We start from the raw sequence: 20,848 nt of genomic DNA on the forward strand, positions 1-20,848 counted from the left end.
TCAGAGCACCCTCACCCGGCCCTGGAAACTGGCGATGAAGCGGCCGTTCGCCTCGTCGCCACCCGGCGCGTTGCCGCTGCGCCAGACCGGCGGCTCGATGCCGCGCTCGACGAGCTTGGCAACCGTGCGGATGACGAGGCAGTTCAGGGTGAACGCGTTGGCGAAGGTGGAGATCGCCGCAATGTTTTCGCCCATGCCGGGCACGGAGACCACCGCATCGCCGATCGGCACCTTGCAGTCGATGGCGATGTCGACAATATCGTGCAGGTTCTGTTTGGTCGGGTGACGGGCCGGATGATCCGGCAAGGTATTGGCGGCATGCTGGCGCGAACTGACGCCGATCAGGAAGGCGCCGCGTCGGCGGGCTTCCAGCGCCGCATCGATCAGCGCGGCGTTGATGCCATAGGCGTTCACCAGGATCAGCAGATCTTCCGAACCAAGCCGCTGGTTGGCGATCACCACCTTGCCATAACCAGGCGTGCGCTCGATCGCCATGGAGCGCAGGGCGCCGTTGGACAGGAGCGTGCCCTCGTCAAGAATGGCGCTGATATGCATCAGTCCGCCGGCGCGGAAGAAAAGTTCCTGCGAGGCGAGATTGGAATGGCCGCCGGGGCCGTAGATATGTACCAGCCGGTCGGCAGCGATCTGGTCGGCAAGCTTCGACGCCGCCTGATCGAGCGGCGCCTTTTCCTCTTCCAGAACCCGGCGCATCAGGCTTTGAGTGGAGACGAAATAACCTTCGCAGAGTGCATCCGCATCGATGTCCATGGTGTCGGGGACAATGTTCTCAGGCATCGGGGTCGGAGTCCTTGTCGATATAGAGGGTGCAGGCCGGATGGAAACGCAGCACGCTCGCCGGGCATTCCGTGGTGAGCGGACCATAGATCGTCCTGGAAACGGCATCGCGCTTGATGGCACCCGGCACGACGCAGAACAGCCGGTCGGCACGCATCAGCCGCGGCACGGTGAGGGTGATCGCGCGATGCGGCACCGAGGCGAGATCGGGGAAACAATCGTCATCCACCTGCTGCTGGCGGCAGATGTCGTCCAGTTCGACGATCTTGACGTCCAGCGGATCGTTGAAATCGGCAACCGGCGGATCGTTGAAGGCGATGTGGCCGTTCACGCCGATGCCGAGGCAGACGAAATCGATCGGCGCCTCGTTCATGATTGCGGCGTAGCGAGCGGCTTCCGCATCGGCGTCCGGCTCCGGCTTCATGCGGTGGACGGCGGCAAAGGGGATACGGTTGAAGACATGCGCCTCGAGCCAGTTGGCAAAGCGGGCCGGCGAGGCCGGGTCGAGTCCGATATATTCATCCATGTGGAAGGCGGTGACGCGGCTCCAGTCGATGCGTGGCACGGCGGCGAGCGCCGCCAGCATGTCCGCCTGGCTGGGAGCGGCGGCAAAGACCATGCGGACGTTCGATTGCCTGGAAAGGCGTTCGGCCAGCGCCGCGGCGATATCCGCAGCCGCGGCTGCGCCCATTTCCGCCCGCGTTGCAAAACTTTCGACCGCAAGCCGGTCGAAGGTCCGCCGGGTTTTCGGCGAGGGGCGAAGGGTGGTGGCGGGGCTCATGCGGTCTCCATGTTCAGGGCATAGGTTCGCCCACGGGAAACCGGCGGCACAAGGCCATATCTCATGGCCGCATCTGTTGCAGTTCCCCTTGTTCTTATTGGCCTGAGACTTTCATGCAACCGGTTGCATGTCAAGTGGATGAATGGCAGTCTGGCATCGTCGGAGCGCGCATCGCGGGCGCGTCGATTGATGAGGCTGCAGACTTCATGGTAAGCGGGACCAAGAACCGAGAGTTTCCAGATACCATGATCAAGCGGGCCAAGGGCGTAACCATCAGCCAGGTCGCGGATGCGGCCGGCGTGGCGCGTTCCAGCGTGTCGCGCGCCTTCACCCGCCCCGACATGCTTTCGCCGGAAACCGTCGAGCGGATCATGAAGGCCGCGGAAGCGCTCGGATACGTGCCGAACCATACGGCCCGCGCACTCAGCACCGGCCGGCACGGCAATGTCGGGCTGATCGTCCCGGATATCGCCAATCCCTTTTTTCCGCCGTTGATCCAGGCGGCCCAGATCGAGGCGGACCGCTCGGACTTCTGCATCTTCCTCGGCAATACGGAGGAAAACCCAAAACAGGAGGACAAGCTGGTTGGACGTTTCGCCGGCCAGGTGGAGGGCCTCGTTCTCGCCTCCTCGCGCCTTTCCGACGAGCGCATCCGCGCCCATGCCGGGCAGTTGCCGCTGGTGCTGATCAATCGCGACATCGACGGCATTCCCCGCGTGCTGATCGACAGCGGCTCCGGCGTCAGCCAGGCGGTCGAACATCTCGCGAAGCTCGGCCATCGCAAGATCGTCTATGTCAGCGGCCCGTCGAATTCCTGGTCCAACAAGCAGCGGCGCACCGCGATCCGGGCCGCCGCATCGAACCTCGGCGTGGCAATCGAGACCGTGCCGGCAGTGCTGGCGAGCTACAATTCCGGCCGCAATGCGGTAAGCGCGATCCTTGCCACCGGCGCCACCGCGGCGGTGGCGTTCGACGATCTGACGGCGCAAGGCGTGCTTGCGGGCCTGGCCGAGAAGAAAGTCTCGGTGCCCGGCGACTTCAGCCTGATCGGCTGCGACGACGTGCTCGGCGCCGTCACCTATCCGGCGCTGACCTCCGTCTCCAACCGTTCGATGGAAGCCGGACGCGTCGCGGTCTCACTGCTTCTCGACATGCTGCAGTCGCGCGCCATTCGCGACGTCCGCTACGTGCTCGAAACGCATCTCGTGGTGCGCAATACGACGGCGGCGCGCTGAAGGCTGGAACCTTGCGGCGCGGGGCCGGTTGGGAAGACTACCCCTTGTCACGGGAGCCTGCCATGCCGAAGAAGAAATGGTCGCAGGATGTGACCGAACACAGCGATGCGATGGACCTGAAGGACGGGCTCTTCAAGTCACGCAGCCCGAAAAAGATTGCCGACTCGCTGAAGCAGTCTGCCGAAGCCAGCCATCGGCGCAAATCGACCCCCTTCCGCTCGGCGATGTCGATGCTGACTTTCTACATCAACCGAGCCGGTGACCAGCTTTCCAGATCGCGGCATGCGACCTTGGAAAAGGCCAAGGACGAGCTCCGAAAGGATTTTGGCCGTGAACCGAAGCGTTAAGATCACCCCGCCGAGCCTCGATCCCGCCAGGCCGTCGGCCACGATGCCAGCGACCGAAATGATCATCGAAACGCTATTCTTCGAGCCGAGCGAGTGGGTGCCGAACCATCCGCACCTTCCGGTTCTGCTCTACCGTCATGCGTTCCCGGCGGAAGGCGAGACGGCACCGAAATTCGAAGCGCGGTTTGCAGAAAACGGCTGGCAGGGCATATGGCGCAACGGCATCTTCGATTATCAGCATTATCACACCGGCGCCCATGAGGTGCTCGGCATCGCGGGTGGCCGGGCACGGCTGCTGCTCGGCGGTCCAAATGGCAACGAACTGAGCGTGGTCGCTGGCGATTGCCTCGTCCTACCCGCCGGCACGGGCCATAAGCGTATCGATGCCAGCCGGGATTTTCTGGTGATCGGCGGTTATCCGCCGGGCCAGCATGCGGATATTCAAACCGGCCCGGCAAGCGAAGAACAGCTTGCGAAAATCGCTTCCCTGCCTTGTCCCGCAGCAGATCCTATCGATGGCGAAAATGGCGCGCTGATACGGCATTGGTCCAGCCGTTAGCCTTATGTGCGAGCCGTGACGCGGAGGACCGGTTTGATCGCCTCGCCGCTGTGCTGGGCGTGAAAAGCCTCGTTGATTTCATCAAAGTCGTAAAAGCGGATCAGCCGGTCGAAGGGGAAATGGCCGCGTCTGTAGAGGTCGATCAGGAAAGGAATGAAGAGTTTCGGATTGCTGTTGCCTTCGACGATGCCTTGCACCTTGCGGCCCAGCAGGAGATGGCGCACCGCTACCGGCAACTCGGTTCCATCGCTCGGCGAACTCACGAAACCGCAGGTACCGCGCGGTGCGAGTGCATCGATCGCCTGGCGCATGACCACAGCGACCGTTGTCGTATCGAGCGAGCGGTCGACACTTCCGCCGGTGATCCGCATGATTTCCGCCACCGCATCCGTCCCGGTCGTCATGATGGCATGGTCGGCACCCAGTTCCACGGCCATGTCGAGATGCGCCTTCATGCGATCGACCGCAATAATCGTCCCGGCGCCGGCATAGCGGGCCGCCATGATGGCGCTCAAACCCAGGCTGCCGGCGCCGAAGACGGCGAAACGGTCGCCGGGGCCGACCTTCAGTTCATTGAGCGCCGCCCCCGCGCCCGTCCGGATGCCACAGCCGAGCGGGCCGAGAATTTCCAGCGGCACATCGTCCGGCACCTTGATGACATTGCGTTCGATACCGATCGCATAGGTCGCGAAAGAGGACTGGCCGAAGAAATCGCCGTGGATGCCCTCGCCGTCGTCGGAGAGATAGGCGCCCGCCCCATCCGGACGCTCGCAGCCGAAATTCAGCGCATGCTGCCTGTGACAATAGGCAGGCTCGGCCTCTAGACAGCTTCGGCATGAGCCGTAGGAGGCAAAGGTCATCACAACGTGGTCGCCGGGTTTTAGCTCCGTTGAATTGACTACAGCTACTGGCTGTATAACATTCACGTACCCACGCTTTGGTTCCTTTTCATTTAAGAGATTCCTTATGGCTATCAATTTTCTGAGCCGCATCCCGTACCTCATTCACATTTTGGGACTTTCCATTCTCATAGTGTTGTCGCCGTTAGTTCGGCAAAATGCCCAAGCTGCTCCCGAGGGAGTGCTCGGCTGGTTATGGCAGGGCCAATATTACGGCACCGCCACAGAGGCATGCCGAGCTCAATGGATTTGGGCGGGGATGAACAACGGCAAAAGCCGTTTTATAGGCGCCTTAGATGACGATTCGCGGTGGTATTACAAAGACTGCAGCTGGACGAGTTTTCAGTATCTCTGCGCCCAAGAAAATGGTGGCGGAGGAACAATCGATTGCGGAACTGTCCTGCCGAGCTACGTCGAGTTTTGGTGTGCGTCGGGATATATGCAAACTGTCGGTGGCAACTGCATCCCATCCGGGGATGCGCGGCCCGCGAGGCCTCCATGTGGCCCCGGCAATCCCGCCGTAGGCAATCCGATTATCTTAAGTACAGGTTCCAAATTCATTTCTCGCGAAGATTTTGCAACACAGGACGGTAAGTTTCGCATCGGCCGCACCTACCGCAGCCACCCCGTCGGTCGAGCAGAACGTGTCCGCAGTCTTCCGATCGGATTACCCGCAGGCTGGCAATTCGATTTCGAGGTTGAACTCCAGATCGGCAGGCTTCTCGGCTCCGCTTCGAATGAACTCTCGACCGTCCTGGTTATCGCGCCGGGCGGGGCCGGTTACGATTTCCGCGTCAAAAGCAATGGCAGCTGGAATCCTAACCCCGATTCCGGCGAGGTTTCCTACGACTACAGGGTCGAACATGTCGGGCCGCTGCCGAGTAATCTGGAAACCCTCGCCAATGCACCGTCTGAATGGATTGTCACCGGACCTGATGAAACTAAGTGGCTCCTGCGTACAATGGCGCCGGTCAATAGTCCGAACACCTACCTGGTGGCTCGGCCGATCACCAAGACCGAAAGGGACGGGTATCAGTGGACGTTCACCTATTCCGCATCGGACGGAAGCCTTTCCTCGATTACCGACAGTTTCGGGCGCACCGCGAGCTTTACTTGGAACAAATTCTATATCACATCTCTGTCCAATGTGGCAGGAGCCATGCCCATTCCCGAAACGGTGCAATCGATCACGTTTCCGGATGGGACGCAGGCGCACTATAGCTTCGATCCGGCCCCGGCGTCTTCCGGACCTACAACGAATGGATCGGCAACGAAGCTTCTGGGCATCGAGTGGCGAGACGGGACGAACGTCGTCGTTGATCATGAAGCTTATCACTACGAAGATCCCAATTTCCCAGACTATGTAACGGGTATCACCGATCATCGAAACGTCCGCACCGCCACCTACACCTACGATGATTCCGGACGAGTACTGACGACCGAGGGCGCTGATGGGCAAAACAAATTCACCGTCGAATATTCCTCGAACTCGAATGCCTCAATCCGCCACGTAACCAATCCCCTCAATAAAGCCGCAGTTTATACGTTCTCCAAGTTTAACTTCAGCTCTTTTGACAAGCGCCTGACGTCTGTGGCCGGCGAGGCCAGTACGCATTGTGTTGCGTCGAATTCGAGCTTGACCTACGACGGGTCTGGGTTTGTTGCGACGCAGACGGACGAGGAAGGCCGGGTCACGGCCTTTGTACGCGATGCGCGTGGTCGCCCGACCCAGATCACCGAGGCGAGCGGTACGACGGATGCGCGGGTCACCACAATCGTCTGGCATTCAACCTACAACGTGCCGACGTCGATCGCACGGCCGGGGCTGACGACGACCTACAGCTACAACACCAGCGGCCAGCTCACGTCGAAGACGGAAACCGACACGACGACGCATACGCTCCCCTATGCGACGACCGGACAGTCGCGCACCTGGACCTATACCTATACGACCGGCGGGCTTGTCGCTTCGATCGATGGTCCCTTGCCGGGAACTGGGGATACGGCCTCCTATACCTATGATGCAAACGGGTACGTTGCGACCTTCACCAACGAGGTTGGTCACGTTTACACCGTGCTCGCCACGAATGGGCGCGGACAGCCGACACAGTTGCAGGATCCCAACGGCGTCATCGAAAACCTCAGCTATGATGCAAGAGGTCGCCTGCTTTCCGATACTGTCGATCCGACCGGCATCAATGCCCCGACCCTGCTGGAATATGACAATGCCGGCAACGTCACGAAGGTCACTCAGCCGAATGGCAGCTTTCTTACGTTCCAATATGACGGCAATGATCGCGTCACCAAGCTCACCAACAACGGCGGCGAGACGATCGACTATACCTATGACCTGATGGGCAACGTCACCCTCAGCGAAACGAAGAACGCCAGCGCCAGCCTCTTCTTTAAGACGCAGAACGCCTTCGATGAACTGGGCAGGCTGATCAATGTCGTGCGATCCGGATCGGCCACCTGGTCCTACGGGTATGACAAGGTCGGCAACGTCGTTTCCGTCACTGACCCTAACAGCAATGCTACCGCGTCGACCTATGATAAGCTGAACCGGCTGGTCGGTTTTGCCGATGAGCGCACCAGTGTCACCTCCTGGGCTTATGGCCCGACCGAAGATCCGACCTCAACCACGGATCCGAATTCAGTCACTACCGGCTATGTCCGCAACGGCTGGAGCGAGGTCATTCTGGAACAGAGCGCCGATATCGGCACTGTCGTTTATCAGCGCGACCAGCGGGGCAAGATAAGCAGCCGCACCGACGCGCGCGGGATTGTCAGCAACTTCACATATGACGATATCGGCCGCCCGCTCACCGTCACCTATCCTGCAGAAGCGAGCTCCAATATCGCCTATACCTACGATGCCGGAGCCAATGGCAACGGTCGCCTGACTAGTGTCAACGATGCAGCCGGCTCGCTGACGAAAACTTATGATACGCTTGGTCGAGTCACGCAGGAAACGCGGACCATTGGAAGCCATGCTTATACGACGGCTTATCAATGGGATGATGCCGGCAAGCTCACCCAGATCACTTACCCCTCCGGGCGGGAAATCCAGATCGGCCGCGATGCCAACGGCAATATCGAACACGTCTACACACAATCCGCCACGGCCCAGTTCGACGGGCTGGCGTGGTGGGTCGGACATACGCCTTTCGGGCCGACGCAGGGTATAACACACGGCAACCAGCTCAGCGACTGGCGCTTCTATGACGAAGACAAACGGACTGTCACCATCGGGTTGACGGATCCGAGCGTCAGTCCAGCGGTCGAATTCATCAACCGCTGGCACGGCTATTGGGACAACCGGAACCTGGTCGCGATCGTCGACAATCTCGATGCCAGCCGCAACGCGAACTACTGGTACACGCCAAACGGCTTCATGCAGAATGCCGACGGCCCCTGGGGCAGCCTGAGCTTCTATGTCGATGGTGCCGGCAATCGCCGGCAACGGATCCTCGAAGTCGGCAGTTCAACAACGACCGACGATTTAGGGCTGATGCCCGGGACCAACCGGGTGTCCCAGGTTCTGACGAACAGCGTCCAGACGCGCGCCTTCGGCTGGGATGCGTCCGGCAATATCACCACCGACACCAACACGACCACCAGCACGACCAAGACTTTCGGTTACAACGCGCCCGGAAACGTTGCCTCCGTCACGGTCGGAACTCAGTTGAGTGGGCAATACACCTATGACTACCTCTCGCGCCTGACCATCCGCTCACTGCCCACCAGCAGCACGACGTTACATTACGTGCACGATCTCGATGGCAACATCATCGCCGAGTATGACAGCAGCGGCACACTGCTGCGCGAATATGCCTGGGCTGATGAGCGTCCCCTAGCCGTGGTCGCCAATGCAGGTTCGTCCTCGCCGACCATCTACCACGTTCATACCGACCATCTCGAGCGGCCGATCATGATGACGGACGGTGCTAAGAACGTCGTCTGGCGGGCAACCTACCTGCCGCATGGCGAGGTCTACACGATCACCGGCTCCGCGACCCTCGACCAGCGCTTCCCCGGCCAATGGTTCCAGCTCGAATCGGGCCTGCACTACAACTGGCATCGCCACTACGACCCAACCCTCGGCCGATACATTCAGCCAGACCCCCTCGGCATGCCAGATGGGCCTAACAGATGGACATATGTCAATCACTCGCCGTTGATGAATATTGATCGTGAAGGGTTGTGGTATTTGCAATATCCGCCCAGCCCGCTCCCATTTCCGTTCTCGCTGCCATATCCAGTTCCGGGCAACCCACCTAACGCATGCGTTGTACCCGGAGGTATACCGCCTATCTTCGGCGGGCCGTTGTTGAATAATGGTGGGGACCCGCCAGCTTCACTTCCTGAGGGATTACTTGGCGTAGACCCGAGGCCTTCAAGTGGCAAGGGCATAAATACGGGTGCTAAACCGGGTGACACGCCTCAAGGCGTATTTGATTCCGCTTCAGGAGGGCAAACACCCACGGCTCAACCTGATGGCTCGCTTGTCGCTCCGAATGGTGTACGATATCGCCCCGCAAGAGTCTTACCGAATGGCTCTCCAAAGGGCGCACGAGTAGACATTCCTGGTAACCCCGCCACGGGTAAGCCTCCCGAAACGATACATTGGGATTGACTGATGGCAATGATATGGAGATATCTTGGACTCCCGCCTGCGTCGTACGCAGACTTATGTCACGTTGATCTGCGAGCGGCGAGCTTGAAAAGCGCACCCTTTTTCGGGAATAATTTTAGTTCCCTAGTTTTTGGACTTGGCAGCGAATCGTTGGAGTTCTTCACAATATCCGAAGTTCTTGACGGTATAGATATGGAAGCTGTAGCTTTCACCTCCACTGTAAATCGGAACAATGCCTTGGCCAAGGTGCACATTTTTGCCCAAGTCAATAAGGTGGATCGGGAACCCAGGGCAACTGATACAGTTGGTAATTTTCGGTATTCGACAGAATTATTTCCGGTAAGCAGTATTTCTGACGGAGATTGTTTATTACTTTCATGTATTTCTATACAGTATGGGGATATCTATTACACAGTTAGTTTATCTGATTACGAGGAGGCAATTTTATATTACCCCGGCTTAACGGCGGTACAGTTTGATGGGATGATCTCCCGGATGACAAAAATCGCGACATTTGGCTAGCGACTTACTCCAGTGAGGAGAAAGCCCGTTAAACGATTGCGAAGGGTGGGCTGCGCCAAGAGCGGATACCTCCCTGTGCTAGTGGTCGATTATCCCAGAGAGTTGGCCGTGAAGAACTGGGAAGGGCTTGTATTTCGAGGAGATTTAGCGGTTTGGAGTAATGCGTTTTGCCGGAAACACGCAGTTTTGGCACTGTTTCCTTGCAATATCAGATTCCGGTTTCGCTGCGAGCTGAAGTCTGCTTCTCAACGTAACCGTTTTGAGCGACCCACGGTCAAATTGAGTTGACGTTGTGCGGCTGGTGACGCAGCACAGGCTGATTACGAGGCCGTCTATCCGGTAGCGACGCTACGGGTCATTTGCTGGGGCGGCGGGATTGTAGCGCATCGGCTTGCAATTGGCATAGATCTGCTCGACCACAAACGGGATCGCGCGCCATGCATCCTTGAGAAGGGCCGGCGAAGGCTTTGGGAATGCCGTGGAGATCATTTCGGCCAATTCGGATCTCGTGGACTGAATGAGGATGCCCATGAGGGGTTCGCCGGTCTCCTTTTCAGCGAACAGGGGTGCCCATTCGTTCAGGTTCAGGCTTATGGCGCCAAAGAAGCCATCCGCCCAGTAATCCGCAAGAACGTCATCTTCGTCTGTGCGCATCAGGACCGGAGCATAGCGGCCCGGTGTTGTCAGTTGGTGGGCGACAAGGTTGTAATGATCGACGATCGTATCGATCACCGCCTGGGTCCCCCCAGGCAGTTCATCAGGGCTAAATCAAACTAGCCGACTGTCCGGTGAAACGGGGGCACTTCACTTCATGAGTTATCCGGTGCCGGGAGCAGGGTTAAGCGACGCGGCCTTGAGCATTAGATTTATGCTGGAAGAGGCCTCCCGCATGGAGAGTATTTGACGCCCCGCAAGTTATATGGCTTCCTTATATCACGAAGCGAATGGGAGGAGACTGTTCGCATCGTTGCCAACCGCTTCATTTTCGGTGAGCGGTGCTGACTCTAGGAGGAGAGTGCAGTGAAGAAGTTTTTCGCAGGCGCTATGGCGCTCGTATTTTCCGCAATGATGTCGCCCGGCGGAGCCGCCGCGGCCGACGACTATCCCACCAGACAGATCACCCTGATCGCCGGTTTCCCGGCCGGCAGCGGTGCCGATGTCTATGCGCGTTTCTTTGCAAAGAAGCTCGAGGAAAAACTGAAGCAGACCGTGATCGTCGAGAACAAGCCGGGCGGCCTCGGCAGTCTTTCGGTCGTGGCGCTGAAGAACGCCAAGCCGGACGGCTATACGATGCTGATCGGCTCGGCGGACCAGTTCACGGCTGCTCCGCATGTATTCAAAGAACCGCCCTACGATCCGCTCAAGGATTTTGACTATATCGCGCCGGTCTTCAGCCAAGCCTTCATGATGCTGGTGAGCGCCAAGTCACCCTACAAGCATATTTCGGAACTGACCGCGGCCATGAAGGAAAAGGGCGACAAGGCATCCTATGCCACCCCGAATTTCCCGGCCACCATTCTTGCGGAAATGTACAAAGCGAATGCGGGTGGCCTGAACACACTGCAGGTTCGCTACAAAACCAGCGCCGACTCGCTGAACGACTTCGCCAGCGGCTCGATCGACTACATGGTCGGCGACCCGGTCTTCGGGCTTGCCCGTTCGCGCGACGGAACGCTACGGATTCTGGCGGTCTCGACTGCCAAGCGCATCTCCTCCGTGCCGGATATCCCGACCTTTGCGGAAGAAGGTGTTCCGAATGTCGACGTGCGCATCTGGTGGGTGCTCGCTGCGCCCAAGGGCACGCCGAAGCCGATCCTCGAAAAGATGCACAAGGTGATGACTGAGGTCACCACCAGCGACGAAGCCCGCAAGTTCGTCGGCACGAACGGCGGCGAACCTATGATCCTCGACAGCCCGCAGGCCACGCTCGACTACGCAACGATGGACGTGAAGCGTTGGGAAGAGTGGGCGAAGATCGGCAAGATCGAGAAACAATAAGCTCCCCGGAAGAAGAATGCGTGCGGAAGGGCCGGAGTTCGCTCCGGCCTTTTCGTTTGCCGATTTCCCGCCGATCAGACGCTGCAAATATGCCTCCGGCAGCAACCCCGGATTGCCATTGCTCTTCAAAGGCTTCAGTGACGGAATTTTCTCCAGGGAACCGGAAAACCAGCAAATCGCAGCAATTTCATCGGAACAAGCCCCACCGCCTCGCAGTTAGACCGGCAATTCTCTGCCCTTAAATCTACGGCAAGGCAAAACCGATGAACACGCGCCCCCAATTCGCCTCTCGGATCTCGCTTTCGCAACTGCCGCCCCAGATTTATTACGTGCATCCGTTGATGCTCAAGGGATCGGAGGCGTGGCGCGAGGTTTTCGCCCATGCCCGCGATCTCGGCTTAGATACGGTGCTGACCGCACCGCTCTTCGAGCGGGGGCGGAATGCCAGCGTCTTCGTTACGAAGAATTTTGACCGGCTGGATCCGGAGCTGGGGCTTGGAGACTCCGTCGAGGACGGCTTCAGGGCGCTCATTCAGGCCGCCGGCGACAACAAGATCAAGCTGATGCTCGACCTCGTCGTCGATCGCGTGGCGCTCGATGCGGAACATGCCCCGCAGGTGGTCGCCGACCCGCGCCGGGCGCCGCAGGAAAGCGAGAGCCGCAGGATCGACTTCCTGAGCGAGGCCCGGCATGTCGAGGATTGGCGCAACCGCCTGAGCCGTCTGACCGAACTCGGGATCGCCGGCTTCCGCTGCCTCGGCATCGGCAGGATCGCCCCGGAAGCCTGGTACAACCTGATCGTCTCGACCCGCAAATCCGCGCCGGAGACGACCTTCCTCGCTTGGACGCCGGGCAGCGCGTTCGAGGACCGCAAGGGTTTGCAGGGCGCCGGCTTCGACGGCAGCTTCTCCTCCTTTGCCTGGTGGAACCTGGAAGAGCGCTGGATCATGGACGAATACCAGATCCAGCGGGAACTCGGCTATCAAATCACCTTTCCCGAAGCGCCGTTCGGCAAGCGCATGGCGCATGGCACGGACGGCACCCAAGTCCTGCAACGCAAGGCGATCCGGGCGCTGAAGCTCGCCTCGACCTTCGCGAGCGGTCTCATGATTCCCATGGGTTTCGAATATGGGGCAGCCGTTCCTCTCGATCCGTTGCATGGCGATGGTCTTGGCCTGCGCGGCCTGCGGGACCAGGGTTCGTTCGACCTGTCGAGCGACATCCGCCAGGTGACCGCCGGCACCAACAAGACCGCCGCCGGTTTTGCTCGCCAGCCTTTGAGGCTCGTCTCCACCAGCCAGACGCCGGCGGTCGCGCTTTTACAGACCGATAGGGAAGATTCGCGTGCCTCGGAGAAAATCCGCATCGTGGTGCTCAATCGCGACCTCAGGCGCGTGGTCAACGCCCCCTATAACCTGTTGCGGGAAGCCGCCTCCCCCTTCCTGCCGCTGAAGTCTCCAGGCGAGGAGGGCGAGACGTTCGCGCCCGAACTCAAGCTGAAGCCCGGGGAACTGCGTGTCTTCGAGGGCCGTTCCTCCTTGCCGATCGTCGATGCCGTCCCTGTCCCGACTGTTGAAAAGGCTGCGGCGTCGCCTCGTCTGGCGATCGAGAAGATCACGCCCGCGGTGGATGAGGGACGGTTTGTCGTCAAACGCGTCATCGGTGAAACCGTGAAAGTCGAGGCCGATATCTTCGGCGACGGACATGATCCGCTTTCGGCAGCCCTTCTGTGGCGCGCCGCGGACGAAAGCAAGTGGAACGAAGTACCCATGCAGCTCGTCCAGAACGACCGCTGGCAGGCGGAATTCCCATTGAAGCGCATGGGGCGGCACGAATTCATGGTCGAAGGCTGGCGCAACCCGTTTGCAATCTTCCGCTACGAGTTCACCAAAAAACACGAGGCACGGCTGGACCTTCGCCTCGAAATCCAGGAGGGGATCAACCTCGTGCTCGATGCGCTGGATTATGCGGAAGGCCATCTCAAGACGCAGCTCAAGGTGCTGTTCGACAGGCTGACGGCCCAGCAGGACCAGCAGAGGGTCGAAACGCTGCTCGCCATAGAAACGGCGGAGCTGATGGCCGAGGCCGACCGCCGGCCGCACAAGGTCCAATCGCAGGTGATTCCGGTGGATGCGGAGCGCACCGCAGCGGCCTTCGCCAGCTGGTACCAGATATTTCCGCGCTCGCAGAGCGGCGATCCACACCGCCACGGCACGTTCGACGACGTGATCCGCCGGCTGCCGGCGATCCGGGAGATGGGCTTCGACGTGCTTTATTTCCCGCCGATCCACCCGATCGGCAAGACCAACCGCAAGGGCCGGAACAACACGCTGAATGCGGCGCCGGAGGATCCCGGCAGCCCCTATGCGATCGGTTCGGAGGCCGGCGGCCATGATGCCATCCATCCGCAGCTCGGCTCGTTCGAGGATTTCCGCCGGCTAATCGAGGCGGCCAAGGACGAAGGGCTGGAGATCGCCCTCGATCTCGCCATCCAGGCATCGCCGGACCATCCCTGGCTCAAACAGCATCCCGGCTGGTTCGACTGGCGGCCGGACGGCACGATACGTTATGCGGAAAACCCGCCGAAGAAATACGAAGACATCGTCAATGTCGATTTCTACGCCAGCAACGCGATCCCCTCGCTCTGGACGGAACTGCGCGACGTCGTGCAGAAATGGGTCGACAACGGCGTGAAGCTTTTCCGGGTCGACAACCCGCACACCAAGCCCTTCCCGTTCTGGGAATGGCTGATCGCCGATATCCGTTCGCGGCATCCGGAGGTGGTGTTCCTGTCGGAAGCCTTCACCAAGCCCAAGGTCATGTACCGGCTCGCCAAGGTGGGCTTTTCGCAATCCTATACCTATTTCACCTGGCGCAATGCCAAATGGGAACTCGAGCAATACATGCGCGAGATCACCACGGAGGAGCCGAAGGAATTTTTCCGGCCGCATTTCTTCGTCAACACGCACGACATCAATCCCGATTTTCTCCAGAACGCGCCGCGGCCGGCCTACCTGATCCGCGCCGCGCTCGCAGCGACGCTTTCCGGCCTCTGGGGTGTCTATAACGGCTTTGAACTCTGCGAAGGCCGGCCGGATGCCAAGCGCAAGGAATATGCCGATTCCGAAAAATACGAGATCCGCGCCTGGGACTACGACCGTCCCGGCAACATCAAGGGCGAGATCGCTCTTCTCAACCGTATCCGCCGCGAGAACCCGGCGCTGCACTCGCATCTCGGCCTGCAGCTTCTCGTCGCCTGGAACGACAATATTATGTTCTTCGAGAAGACGAGCGCCGGCCGGGAAAATGCGCTGCTAATCGCCGTCAACCTCGATCCCTACAATGCCCATGAAGCGGATGTCGAAATTCCGCTGTGGTCATGGAACCTCCCGGACCATGCCGCACTTGATCTCGAAGATCTGGTCAGCGGCAACCGTTTCACGCTGACAGGCAAAGTCCAGCGCATTCGGCTCGATCCGCATCACGGCCTGCCGTTTTCGATCTGGCGCGTGCGATAAGGGAGGAAAAAATGGACATGACGAGCGGCCGCAGCCAAGTGCAGAACCATAGCCAGCCCTTCAGCGACGATTTGCTGTGGTACAAGGACGCGGTCATCTATCAGCTGCATATCAAGTCCTTCTATGACGCCAATGGCGACGGCATCGGCGATTTCCAGGGCCTGCAAGAAAAGCTCGATCACATCGCCTCTCTCGGCGCCAACACGATCTGGCTCCTTCCCTTCTTCCCCTCGCCGCGCCGGGACGACGGTTATGACATCGCCGACTACACCAATGTCAGCCCCGACTACGGAACGATTGAGGAGTTTAAGGCGTTTGTCGACGCCGCCCATCAGCGGGGCCTGAGAGTCGTCATAGAGCTCGTCATCAACCACACGTCCGACCAGCATCCGTGGTTCCAGCGCGCCCGCCATGCACCACCCGGATCGCCGGAGCGGGATTTCTATGTCTGGTCGGACACCGACCAGAAATTCCCCGAGACCCGGATCATCTTCCTCGATACGGAAAAATCCAACTGGACCTGGGACCCCATCGCCGGCGCCTACTACTGGCACCGGTTCTATTCCCATCAGCCGGATCTGAATTTTGACAATCCACTGGTGCTGGAGGAACTGCTGGGCGTCATGCGCTTTTGGCTGGAAACCGGCATCGACGGGTTCCGACTGGACGCCATTCCCTATCTGATTGAGCGGGAAGGCACGATCAACGAGAACCTGCCGGAGACGCACGAGATCCTCAAGAAGATCCGTGCCGCGCTCGACAGCACCCATCCCGGCAAGATGCTGCTTGCCGAAGCCAATCAGTGGCCGGAAGACACGCGCGAATATTTCGGCGACGGCGACGAATGCAACATGGCGTTCCACTTCCCGCTAATGCCGCGCATGTACATGGCGATCGCCAAGGAAGACCGTTTCCCGATCACCGACATTATGCGGCAGACACCGGAAATTCCCGAAAACTGCCAATGGGCGATCTTCCTCAGGAACCATGACGAGCTGACGCTCGAAATGGTGACCGACGAAGAGCGCGACTACCTCTGGAACATCTATGCCGCGGATCGCCGCGCCCGCATCAATCTCGGCATCCGCCGACGGCTTTCGCCGCTGATGGAACGCGACCGGCGCCGTGTGGAATTGATGAACGGCCTGCTGCTGTCCATGCCGGGCACCCCGGTTATCTATTACGGCGACGAGATCGGCATGGGCGACAATATTTACCTCGGCGATCGCGACGGGGTGCGCACCCCGATGCAATGGTCGCCGGACAGGAACGGCGGCTTTTCCAAGGCCGACCCGGCTCGCCTGGTGCTGCCGACGGTCATGGACCCGCTTTACGGATACGAGGCCGTGAATGTCGAGGCACAAGGGGCAGATGCCCATTCGCTGCTCAACTGGACGCGGCGGATGCTGGCACTGCGCAACAAACATGCCGCCTTCGGGCGCGGCTCGCTGAAATTCCTGGCGCCCGGCAATCGGAAGATCCTTGCCTATCTGCGCGAATATAACAGCGAGACGATCCTTTGCGTCGCCAATCTCTCGCGCCTGCCCCAGGCAGTCGAGCTCGATCTGGCGCAGTTTTCCGGCCGGGTGCCGATCGAGCTTTCCGGCATGTCGCCCTTCCCGCCGATCGGCCAGCTGACCTATCTCCTGACTCTGCCGCCCTATGGCTTCTTCTGGTTCCAGCTCGCCGCCGAAGCGGATGGGCCGGTCTGGCGCAAGGAACCGCCCGAGCAGATGCAGGACATGGTGACCATGGTCATGCGCCGGGACCTGCAGGAACTGACAGACGAGCCGCGGCTTGCAAACACGTTTTCCCAGGAGGTGCTGCCGCCCTATCTCGGCAAGCGCCGCTGGTTCGGCTCCAAGGGCGAAATCCTGAACCACGCCAGACTTGCCGCGGCAACGCCCATCACCTTCGCCAACAATCTCCTGCTCGGCGAGCTCGAGGTCGATCTCAACGGCCGCAAGGATACCTATCTCCTGCCGCTCGCTGTCGCGTGGGACGATACGCAGCCGAGCGCGCTCGCCCAGCAACTGGCGCTAGCCCGTATCCGGCAGGGCCGGCGCGTCGGCTTCCTGACGGATGGTTTTGCGATGGAGGGCCTCGCGCGCGGGGTGCTGAGAGGACTATGCGACCGAGCGGTGATTTCCGGCCGGGCAGGCACGCTGGAATTTCTCGGTACCGAAAAGCTCGACTGCGTCAGCCTCAACGAGGACATGCAGGTGCACTGGCTCTCGGCCGAACAGTCCAACAGTTCGCTCATCCTCGGCGACCAGGCGATGGTGAAGCTCATCCGGCACATTTTTCCGGGCATCCACCCGGAAGTGGAAATGACCCGCTATCTCACCAATGTCGGCTATCAGAACACGGCGCAGCTGCTGGGCGAGGTGGCCCGTATTGCGCCCGACGGCAGCCGCTACACGCTTATCATCGTACAGGGCGCGATCCGCAACCAGGGTGACGCCTGGAACTGGATGCTGGGCAACTTGCGCCGGTCGATCGATGAGGTCGTGGTGACGGGCATCGACGGTGACATGGCCGACGAGCATTTCAAGCCGCTGGTCGACTTTGTCGCAACCATCGGCAGGCGGCTTGGCGACCTGCATGTGGCGCTTGCCCAGCCGACGGACGATCCCGACTTTCAACCGGTCTGGGCGACGACGGAGGACGCCGATCGCTGGCGCCAGTCGGTGACCCGACAGATCGGTCAAAGCCTGCAGTTGCTCGAACGAACGGCCAAGGGTCTTGAGGGACCGCTGCAGCAGGAAGTGCGCATGCTCCTGGAACGCCGCGACGCGTTGCTCAGGATCGCATCGGACCTAGCGGAAGCGGCGGACGGCACGCTGATGACCCGTAACCACGGAGACTTCCATCTCGGCCAGGTTCTGGTCGCGGAAGGCGATGCCTATATCATCGATTTCGAGGGCGAGCCGACCAAGGATCTTGCCGAGCGGCGTGCCAAGACCAACCCGCTGCGCGACGTGGCGGGCCTCCTTCGTTCGCTGAGCTATCTCGCAGCCTCCGCCGACCTCGAGCGCGAGGTAGTCAGCGAAGTCGACGACGCACGGCACAAGGAACTGGTGACCCGCTTCATCCAACGAGCGGAATCGGCCTTCCTGCAAGCCTATTTCGACGCCGCGGAAGCATCCGATCAGTTGACGATTTCCAACGAAAAGCGCGATCGCGTCCTCGACCTCTTCCTCCTCGAAAAGGCTGCCTACGAGATCGCCTACGAGGTCCGCAGCCGGCCCCACTGGCTTCCCCTCCCGCTTGCCGGCTTTTCGGCGATCGCATCGAGACTTCTGGAGAAAACCTGATGAGATACGAGCGCACAGACCTTGTCATCGGCACCGTCCGGGAAGGCCTGCAGGCCCTGGTGGACGGACGGCACGGCGACCCCTTCTCGATCCTCGGACGCCATCAATATGGCGACCTCACCGTGGTGCGGGCGCTTCTGCCCGGCGCGATCACCGTCTGGGTGGTCGAGGCCGATACCGGCAAGGTCCTTGCCGAGCTCGAAACCATTCATGAGGGCGGCCTTTTCGCAGGTGTGACGGGCAGCACGGCGCCCTACCTTTTCCGCATCGAATGGCCGGATGCGGTGCAGGAAACGGAAGATCCCTACTCGTTCCCGCCGTTGCTGGGCGATCTCGATCTGCATCTGATCGGTCAAGGCACCCACTATGATCTCGGCCGAACCCTCGGAGCAATTCCCATGGAGGTGGACGGCGTCTCCGGCGTCCGCTTCTCCGTCTGGGCACCGAATGCGCAGCGGGTCTCGGTCGTCGGCGACTTCAACGCATGGGACGGGCGCCGGCATCCGATGCGGCTGAGGCAGCAGGCGGGCGTGTGGGAACTCTTCATCCCTCGCCTCACCCACGGCGAACGCTATAAGTTCGAACTCCTCGACGGGAACGGCAATCTTCTGCCGCAGAAAGCCGATCCGGTCGCCCGTGCCAGCGAGGCCGCGCCCTCGACCGCCTCGATCGTCGCATCGTCGAAACCCTTCCGCTGGACCGATGCCGGCTGGATGGCTCGGCAGCGGGCTGACCGGACGCGCGAGGGCGCCATGTCGATCTACGAGGTGCATCTCGGTTCCTGGCTTCGGGTTTCCGAAGAAGGCAACCGGCCGCTCGACTGGGTGGAGCTCAGCCAGCGGCTGATACCCTATGTGCAGAATCTCGGTTTCACCCATATCGAAATGCTGCCGATCATGGAGCATCCGTTCGGCGGCTCCTGGGGCTACCAGCCGCTCGGCCTGTTTGCCCCGACCGGCCGGCACGGCACGCCGGAGGATTTCGCCTATTTCGTCGACCGCTGCCATGAGGCCGGCATCGGCGTCATCCTCGACTGGGTCCCGGCGCATTTCCCGACCGACGTCTGGGGGCTCGCCCGCTTCGACGGCACGGCGCTCTACGAGCACGAAGACCCGCGCGAGGGTTTCCACAAGGACTGGAATACGCTGATCTACAATCTCGGCCGCAACGAGGTGAAGGGATTTCTGATCGCCTCGGCGCTCGAATGGCTGGAGCATTTCCACGTTGACGGCCTGCGCGTCGATGCAGTCGCCTCGATGCTCTACCGCGATTACAGCCGCAACGAAGGCGAATGGATCCCCAACCGGTATGGCGGCCGCGAAAATCTCGAAGCGGTGGAATTCTTCAAGCACCTCAACAGCATCATCCACGATCGTTGCCCGCACGCCTTCACGGCGGCGGAAGAATCGACCGCCTGGCCGGGCGTCACCAACAGGGTCGAGAACGGCGGACTCGGCTTCGATTTCAAGTGGAACATGGGCTGGATGCACGACACGCTGCATTACATGTCCGACGATCCGGTCTACCGCAAATACCACCACGGCGGCATGACCTTCGGGATGATCTACGCCTATTCGGAGCGCTTCATCCTGCCGCTTTCACACGACGAAGTGGTGCATGGCAAGGGCTCCCTGTTCGGCAAGATGCCGGGCGACCACTGGCAGAAGCTTGCGAACCTGCGCGCCTATTACGGCTTCATGTGGGGACATCCCGGCAAGAAACTGCTGTTCATGGGAGGCGAACTTGCACAAGAAACCGAGTGGAACCATGATGGCTCGGTCGTCTGGGACCTGCTCGACAGCCCGGCCCATGCGGGCGTGCAGCGACTGATCCGCGACCTCAACCGGCTTTATGCCCAGGAGCCGGCGCTGCAATATGGCGATCTCCACCATGAGGGCTTCGAATGGGCGGTCGCGGACGACGCGGAAAATTCCGTCTACGGCATGTTGCGGAGTGCAGCAGATCGCCGCTCCCATATCCTCATCGCCTCCAATATGACACCGGTGCCGCGGCACGGCTATCGCATGGGTGTGCCGGCGGGCGGCCGCTGGGAAGTCGTTCTGAATACCGACGCCGCAAGCTACGGCGGCTCCAATTTCGGCCAGACCGACGCCTGGGCGGAACACGTGCCCTCACACGGAAGAGATCACTCCATCCTGCTGGACCTGCCGCCACTCGCGACGGTGTTTTTGAGGTGGCGGGAATGATCGGGCTTATTACCAGCGGCATCGCTCCGCCGGC

Annotated in this window: 12 protein-coding genes and 1 pseudogene; 9 read left to right on the top strand and 4 right to left on the bottom strand. The window is 60.4% G+C overall.

All coding sequences use genetic code 11. The features are described 5' to 3' along the window. Both DMO26_RS04105 and DMO26_RS04110 read right to left on the bottom strand, forming a co-directional pair. A complete protein-coding gene (locus DMO26_RS04105; RefSeq protein WP_205421172.1) occupies window positions 1-795 on the bottom strand; it encodes a sugar isomerase domain-containing protein in 795 nt (264 codons plus the stop codon). After that, a complete protein-coding gene (locus tag DMO26_RS04110) occupies window positions 788-1,576 on the bottom strand; it encodes a 6-phosphogluconolactonase (protein ID WP_117190754.1) in 789 nt (262 codons plus the stop codon). Before DMO26_RS04110 ends, DMO26_RS04105 begins: the two co-directional genes overlap by 8 nt. A 245-nt stretch (window positions 1,577-1,821) precedes the next feature. Here DMO26_RS04110 and DMO26_RS04115 point away from each other — a divergent pair, with 245 nt between their 5' ends. The 3 genes from DMO26_RS04115 (at window position 1,822) to DMO26_RS04125 (ending at window position 3,717) form a co-directional block, all read left to right on the top strand. Continuing rightward, window positions 1,822-2,811: a LacI family DNA-binding transcriptional regulator gene (locus DMO26_RS04115; protein ID WP_117191028.1), complete on the top strand. Its 990-nt coding sequence runs from the start codon at window positions 1,822-1,824 to the stop codon at window positions 2,809-2,811. Window positions 2,812-2,873: 62 nt separating this feature from the next. Beyond that, complete coding sequence (locus DMO26_RS04120; RefSeq protein WP_117190755.1) at window positions 2,874-3,158, top strand: DUF3175 domain-containing protein; 285 nt, start codon at window positions 2,874-2,876, stop codon at window positions 3,156-3,158. 58 nt (window positions 3,159-3,216) lie between these two features. Continuing rightward, a complete protein-coding gene (locus DMO26_RS04125; RefSeq protein ID WP_117191029.1) occupies window positions 3,217-3,717 on the top strand; it encodes a cupin in 501 nt (166 codons plus the stop codon). A 2-nt stretch (window positions 3,718-3,719) separates the two neighbouring features. Here DMO26_RS04125 and DMO26_RS04130 read toward each other — a convergent pair whose 3' ends face one another. Beyond that, a complete protein-coding gene (locus DMO26_RS04130) occupies window positions 3,720-4,577 on the bottom strand; it encodes an NAD(P)-dependent alcohol dehydrogenase (RefSeq protein WP_162894705.1) in 858 nt (285 codons plus the stop codon). A 106-nt stretch (window positions 4,578-4,683) separates the two neighbouring features. Here DMO26_RS04130 and DMO26_RS04135 point away from each other — a divergent pair, with 106 nt between their 5' ends. Continuing rightward, window positions 4,684-9,252 (top strand): RHS repeat-associated core domain-containing protein, encoded by a 4,569-nt coding sequence (locus DMO26_RS04135; RefSeq protein WP_117190757.1) that lies wholly within the window; start codon window positions 4,684-4,686, stop codon window positions 9,250-9,252. A 3-nt stretch (window positions 9,253-9,255) separates the two neighbouring features. Next, entirely contained in the window at window positions 9,256-9,774 is a 519-nt protein-coding gene (locus DMO26_RS33530; protein ID WP_162894706.1) for a hypothetical protein, read from the top strand. Between the two features lie 348 nt (window positions 9,775-10,122). On the opposite strand, the pseudogene DMO26_RS04140 reads toward DMO26_RS33530, so the two are convergent. After that, window positions 10,123-10,515, bottom strand: a pseudogene (locus DMO26_RS04140) (UPF0149 family protein); the annotation flags it as partial. Window positions 10,516-10,794: 279 nt separating this feature from the next. Here DMO26_RS04140 and DMO26_RS04145 point away from each other — a divergent pair. The 4 genes from DMO26_RS04145 to glgB all read left to right on the top strand — a co-directional run bounded on the left by DMO26_RS04145 (window position 10,795) and on the right by glgB (window position 20,814). Continuing rightward, entirely contained in the window at window positions 10,795-11,772 is a 978-nt protein-coding gene (locus tag DMO26_RS04145; RefSeq protein WP_117190759.1) for a Bug family tripartite tricarboxylate transporter substrate binding protein, read from the top strand. A 263-nt stretch (window positions 11,773-12,035) separates the two neighbouring features. Further along, window positions 12,036-15,290 carry an alpha-1,4-glucan--maltose-1-phosphate maltosyltransferase gene (locus DMO26_RS04155; RefSeq protein WP_117190761.1) on the top strand — a complete coding sequence of 1,085 codons (3,255 nt, stop codon included), beginning with the start codon at window positions 12,036-12,038 and terminating at the stop codon, window positions 15,288-15,290. Window positions 15,291-15,307: 17 nt separating this feature from the next. Further along, window positions 15,308-18,607 carry a maltose alpha-D-glucosyltransferase gene (treS, locus tag DMO26_RS04160; protein WP_226951196.1) on the top strand — a complete coding sequence of 1,100 codons (3,300 nt, stop codon included), beginning with the start codon at window positions 15,308-15,310 and terminating at the stop codon, window positions 18,605-18,607. Then, window positions 18,607-20,814: a 1,4-alpha-glucan branching protein GlgB gene (glgB, locus tag DMO26_RS04165; RefSeq protein ID WP_117190763.1), complete on the top strand. Its 2,208-nt coding sequence runs from the start codon at window positions 18,607-18,609 to the stop codon at window positions 20,812-20,814. Before treS ends, glgB begins: the two co-directional genes overlap by 1 nt. Window positions 20,815-20,848: the final 34 nt, after the last annotated feature.

This window comes from Rhizobium terrae (assembly GCF_003425685.1).
Taxonomy (GTDB): domain Bacteria; phylum Pseudomonadota; class Alphaproteobacteria; order Rhizobiales; family Rhizobiaceae; genus Neorhizobium; species Neorhizobium terrae.

Excerpts from the sequence above, each read along its gene's own strand:
- DMO26_RS04105 (WP_205421172.1), bottom strand. The coding sequence starts at position 795 with ATGCCTGAGAACATTGTCCCCGACACCATGGACATCGATGCGGATGCA.
- treS (WP_226951196.1), top strand. The coding sequence starts at position 15,308 with ATGACGAGCGGCCGCAGCCAAGTGCAGAACCATAGCCAGCCCTTCAGC.
- DMO26_RS04135 (WP_117190757.1), top strand. The coding sequence starts at position 4,684 with ATGGCTATCAATTTTCTGAGCCGCATCCCGTACCTCATTCACATTTTG.
- DMO26_RS04155 (WP_117190761.1), top strand. The coding sequence starts at position 12,036 with ATGAACACGCGCCCCCAATTCGCCTCTCGGATCTCGCTTTCGCAACTG.
- DMO26_RS04120 (WP_117190755.1), top strand. The coding sequence starts at position 2,874 with ATGCCGAAGAAGAAATGGTCGCAGGATGTGACCGAACACAGCGATGCG.
- DMO26_RS04130 (WP_162894705.1), bottom strand. The coding sequence starts at position 4,577 with ATGACCTTTGCCTCCTACGGCTCATGCCGAAGCTGTCTAGAGGCCGAG.
- DMO26_RS04125 (WP_117191029.1), top strand. The coding sequence starts at position 3,217 with ATGATCATCGAAACGCTATTCTTCGAGCCGAGCGAGTGGGTGCCGAAC.
- DMO26_RS04110 (WP_117190754.1), bottom strand. The coding sequence starts at position 1,576 with ATGAGCCCCGCCACCACCCTTCGCCCCTCGCCGAAAACCCGGCGGACC.
- DMO26_RS33530 (WP_162894706.1), top strand. The coding sequence starts at position 9,256 with ATGGCAATGATATGGAGATATCTTGGACTCCCGCCTGCGTCGTACGCA.
- DMO26_RS04115 (WP_117191028.1), top strand. The coding sequence starts at position 1,822 with ATGATCAAGCGGGCCAAGGGCGTAACCATCAGCCAGGTCGCGGATGCG.
- glgB (WP_117190763.1), top strand. The coding sequence starts at position 18,607 with ATGAGATACGAGCGCACAGACCTTGTCATCGGCACCGTCCGGGAAGGC.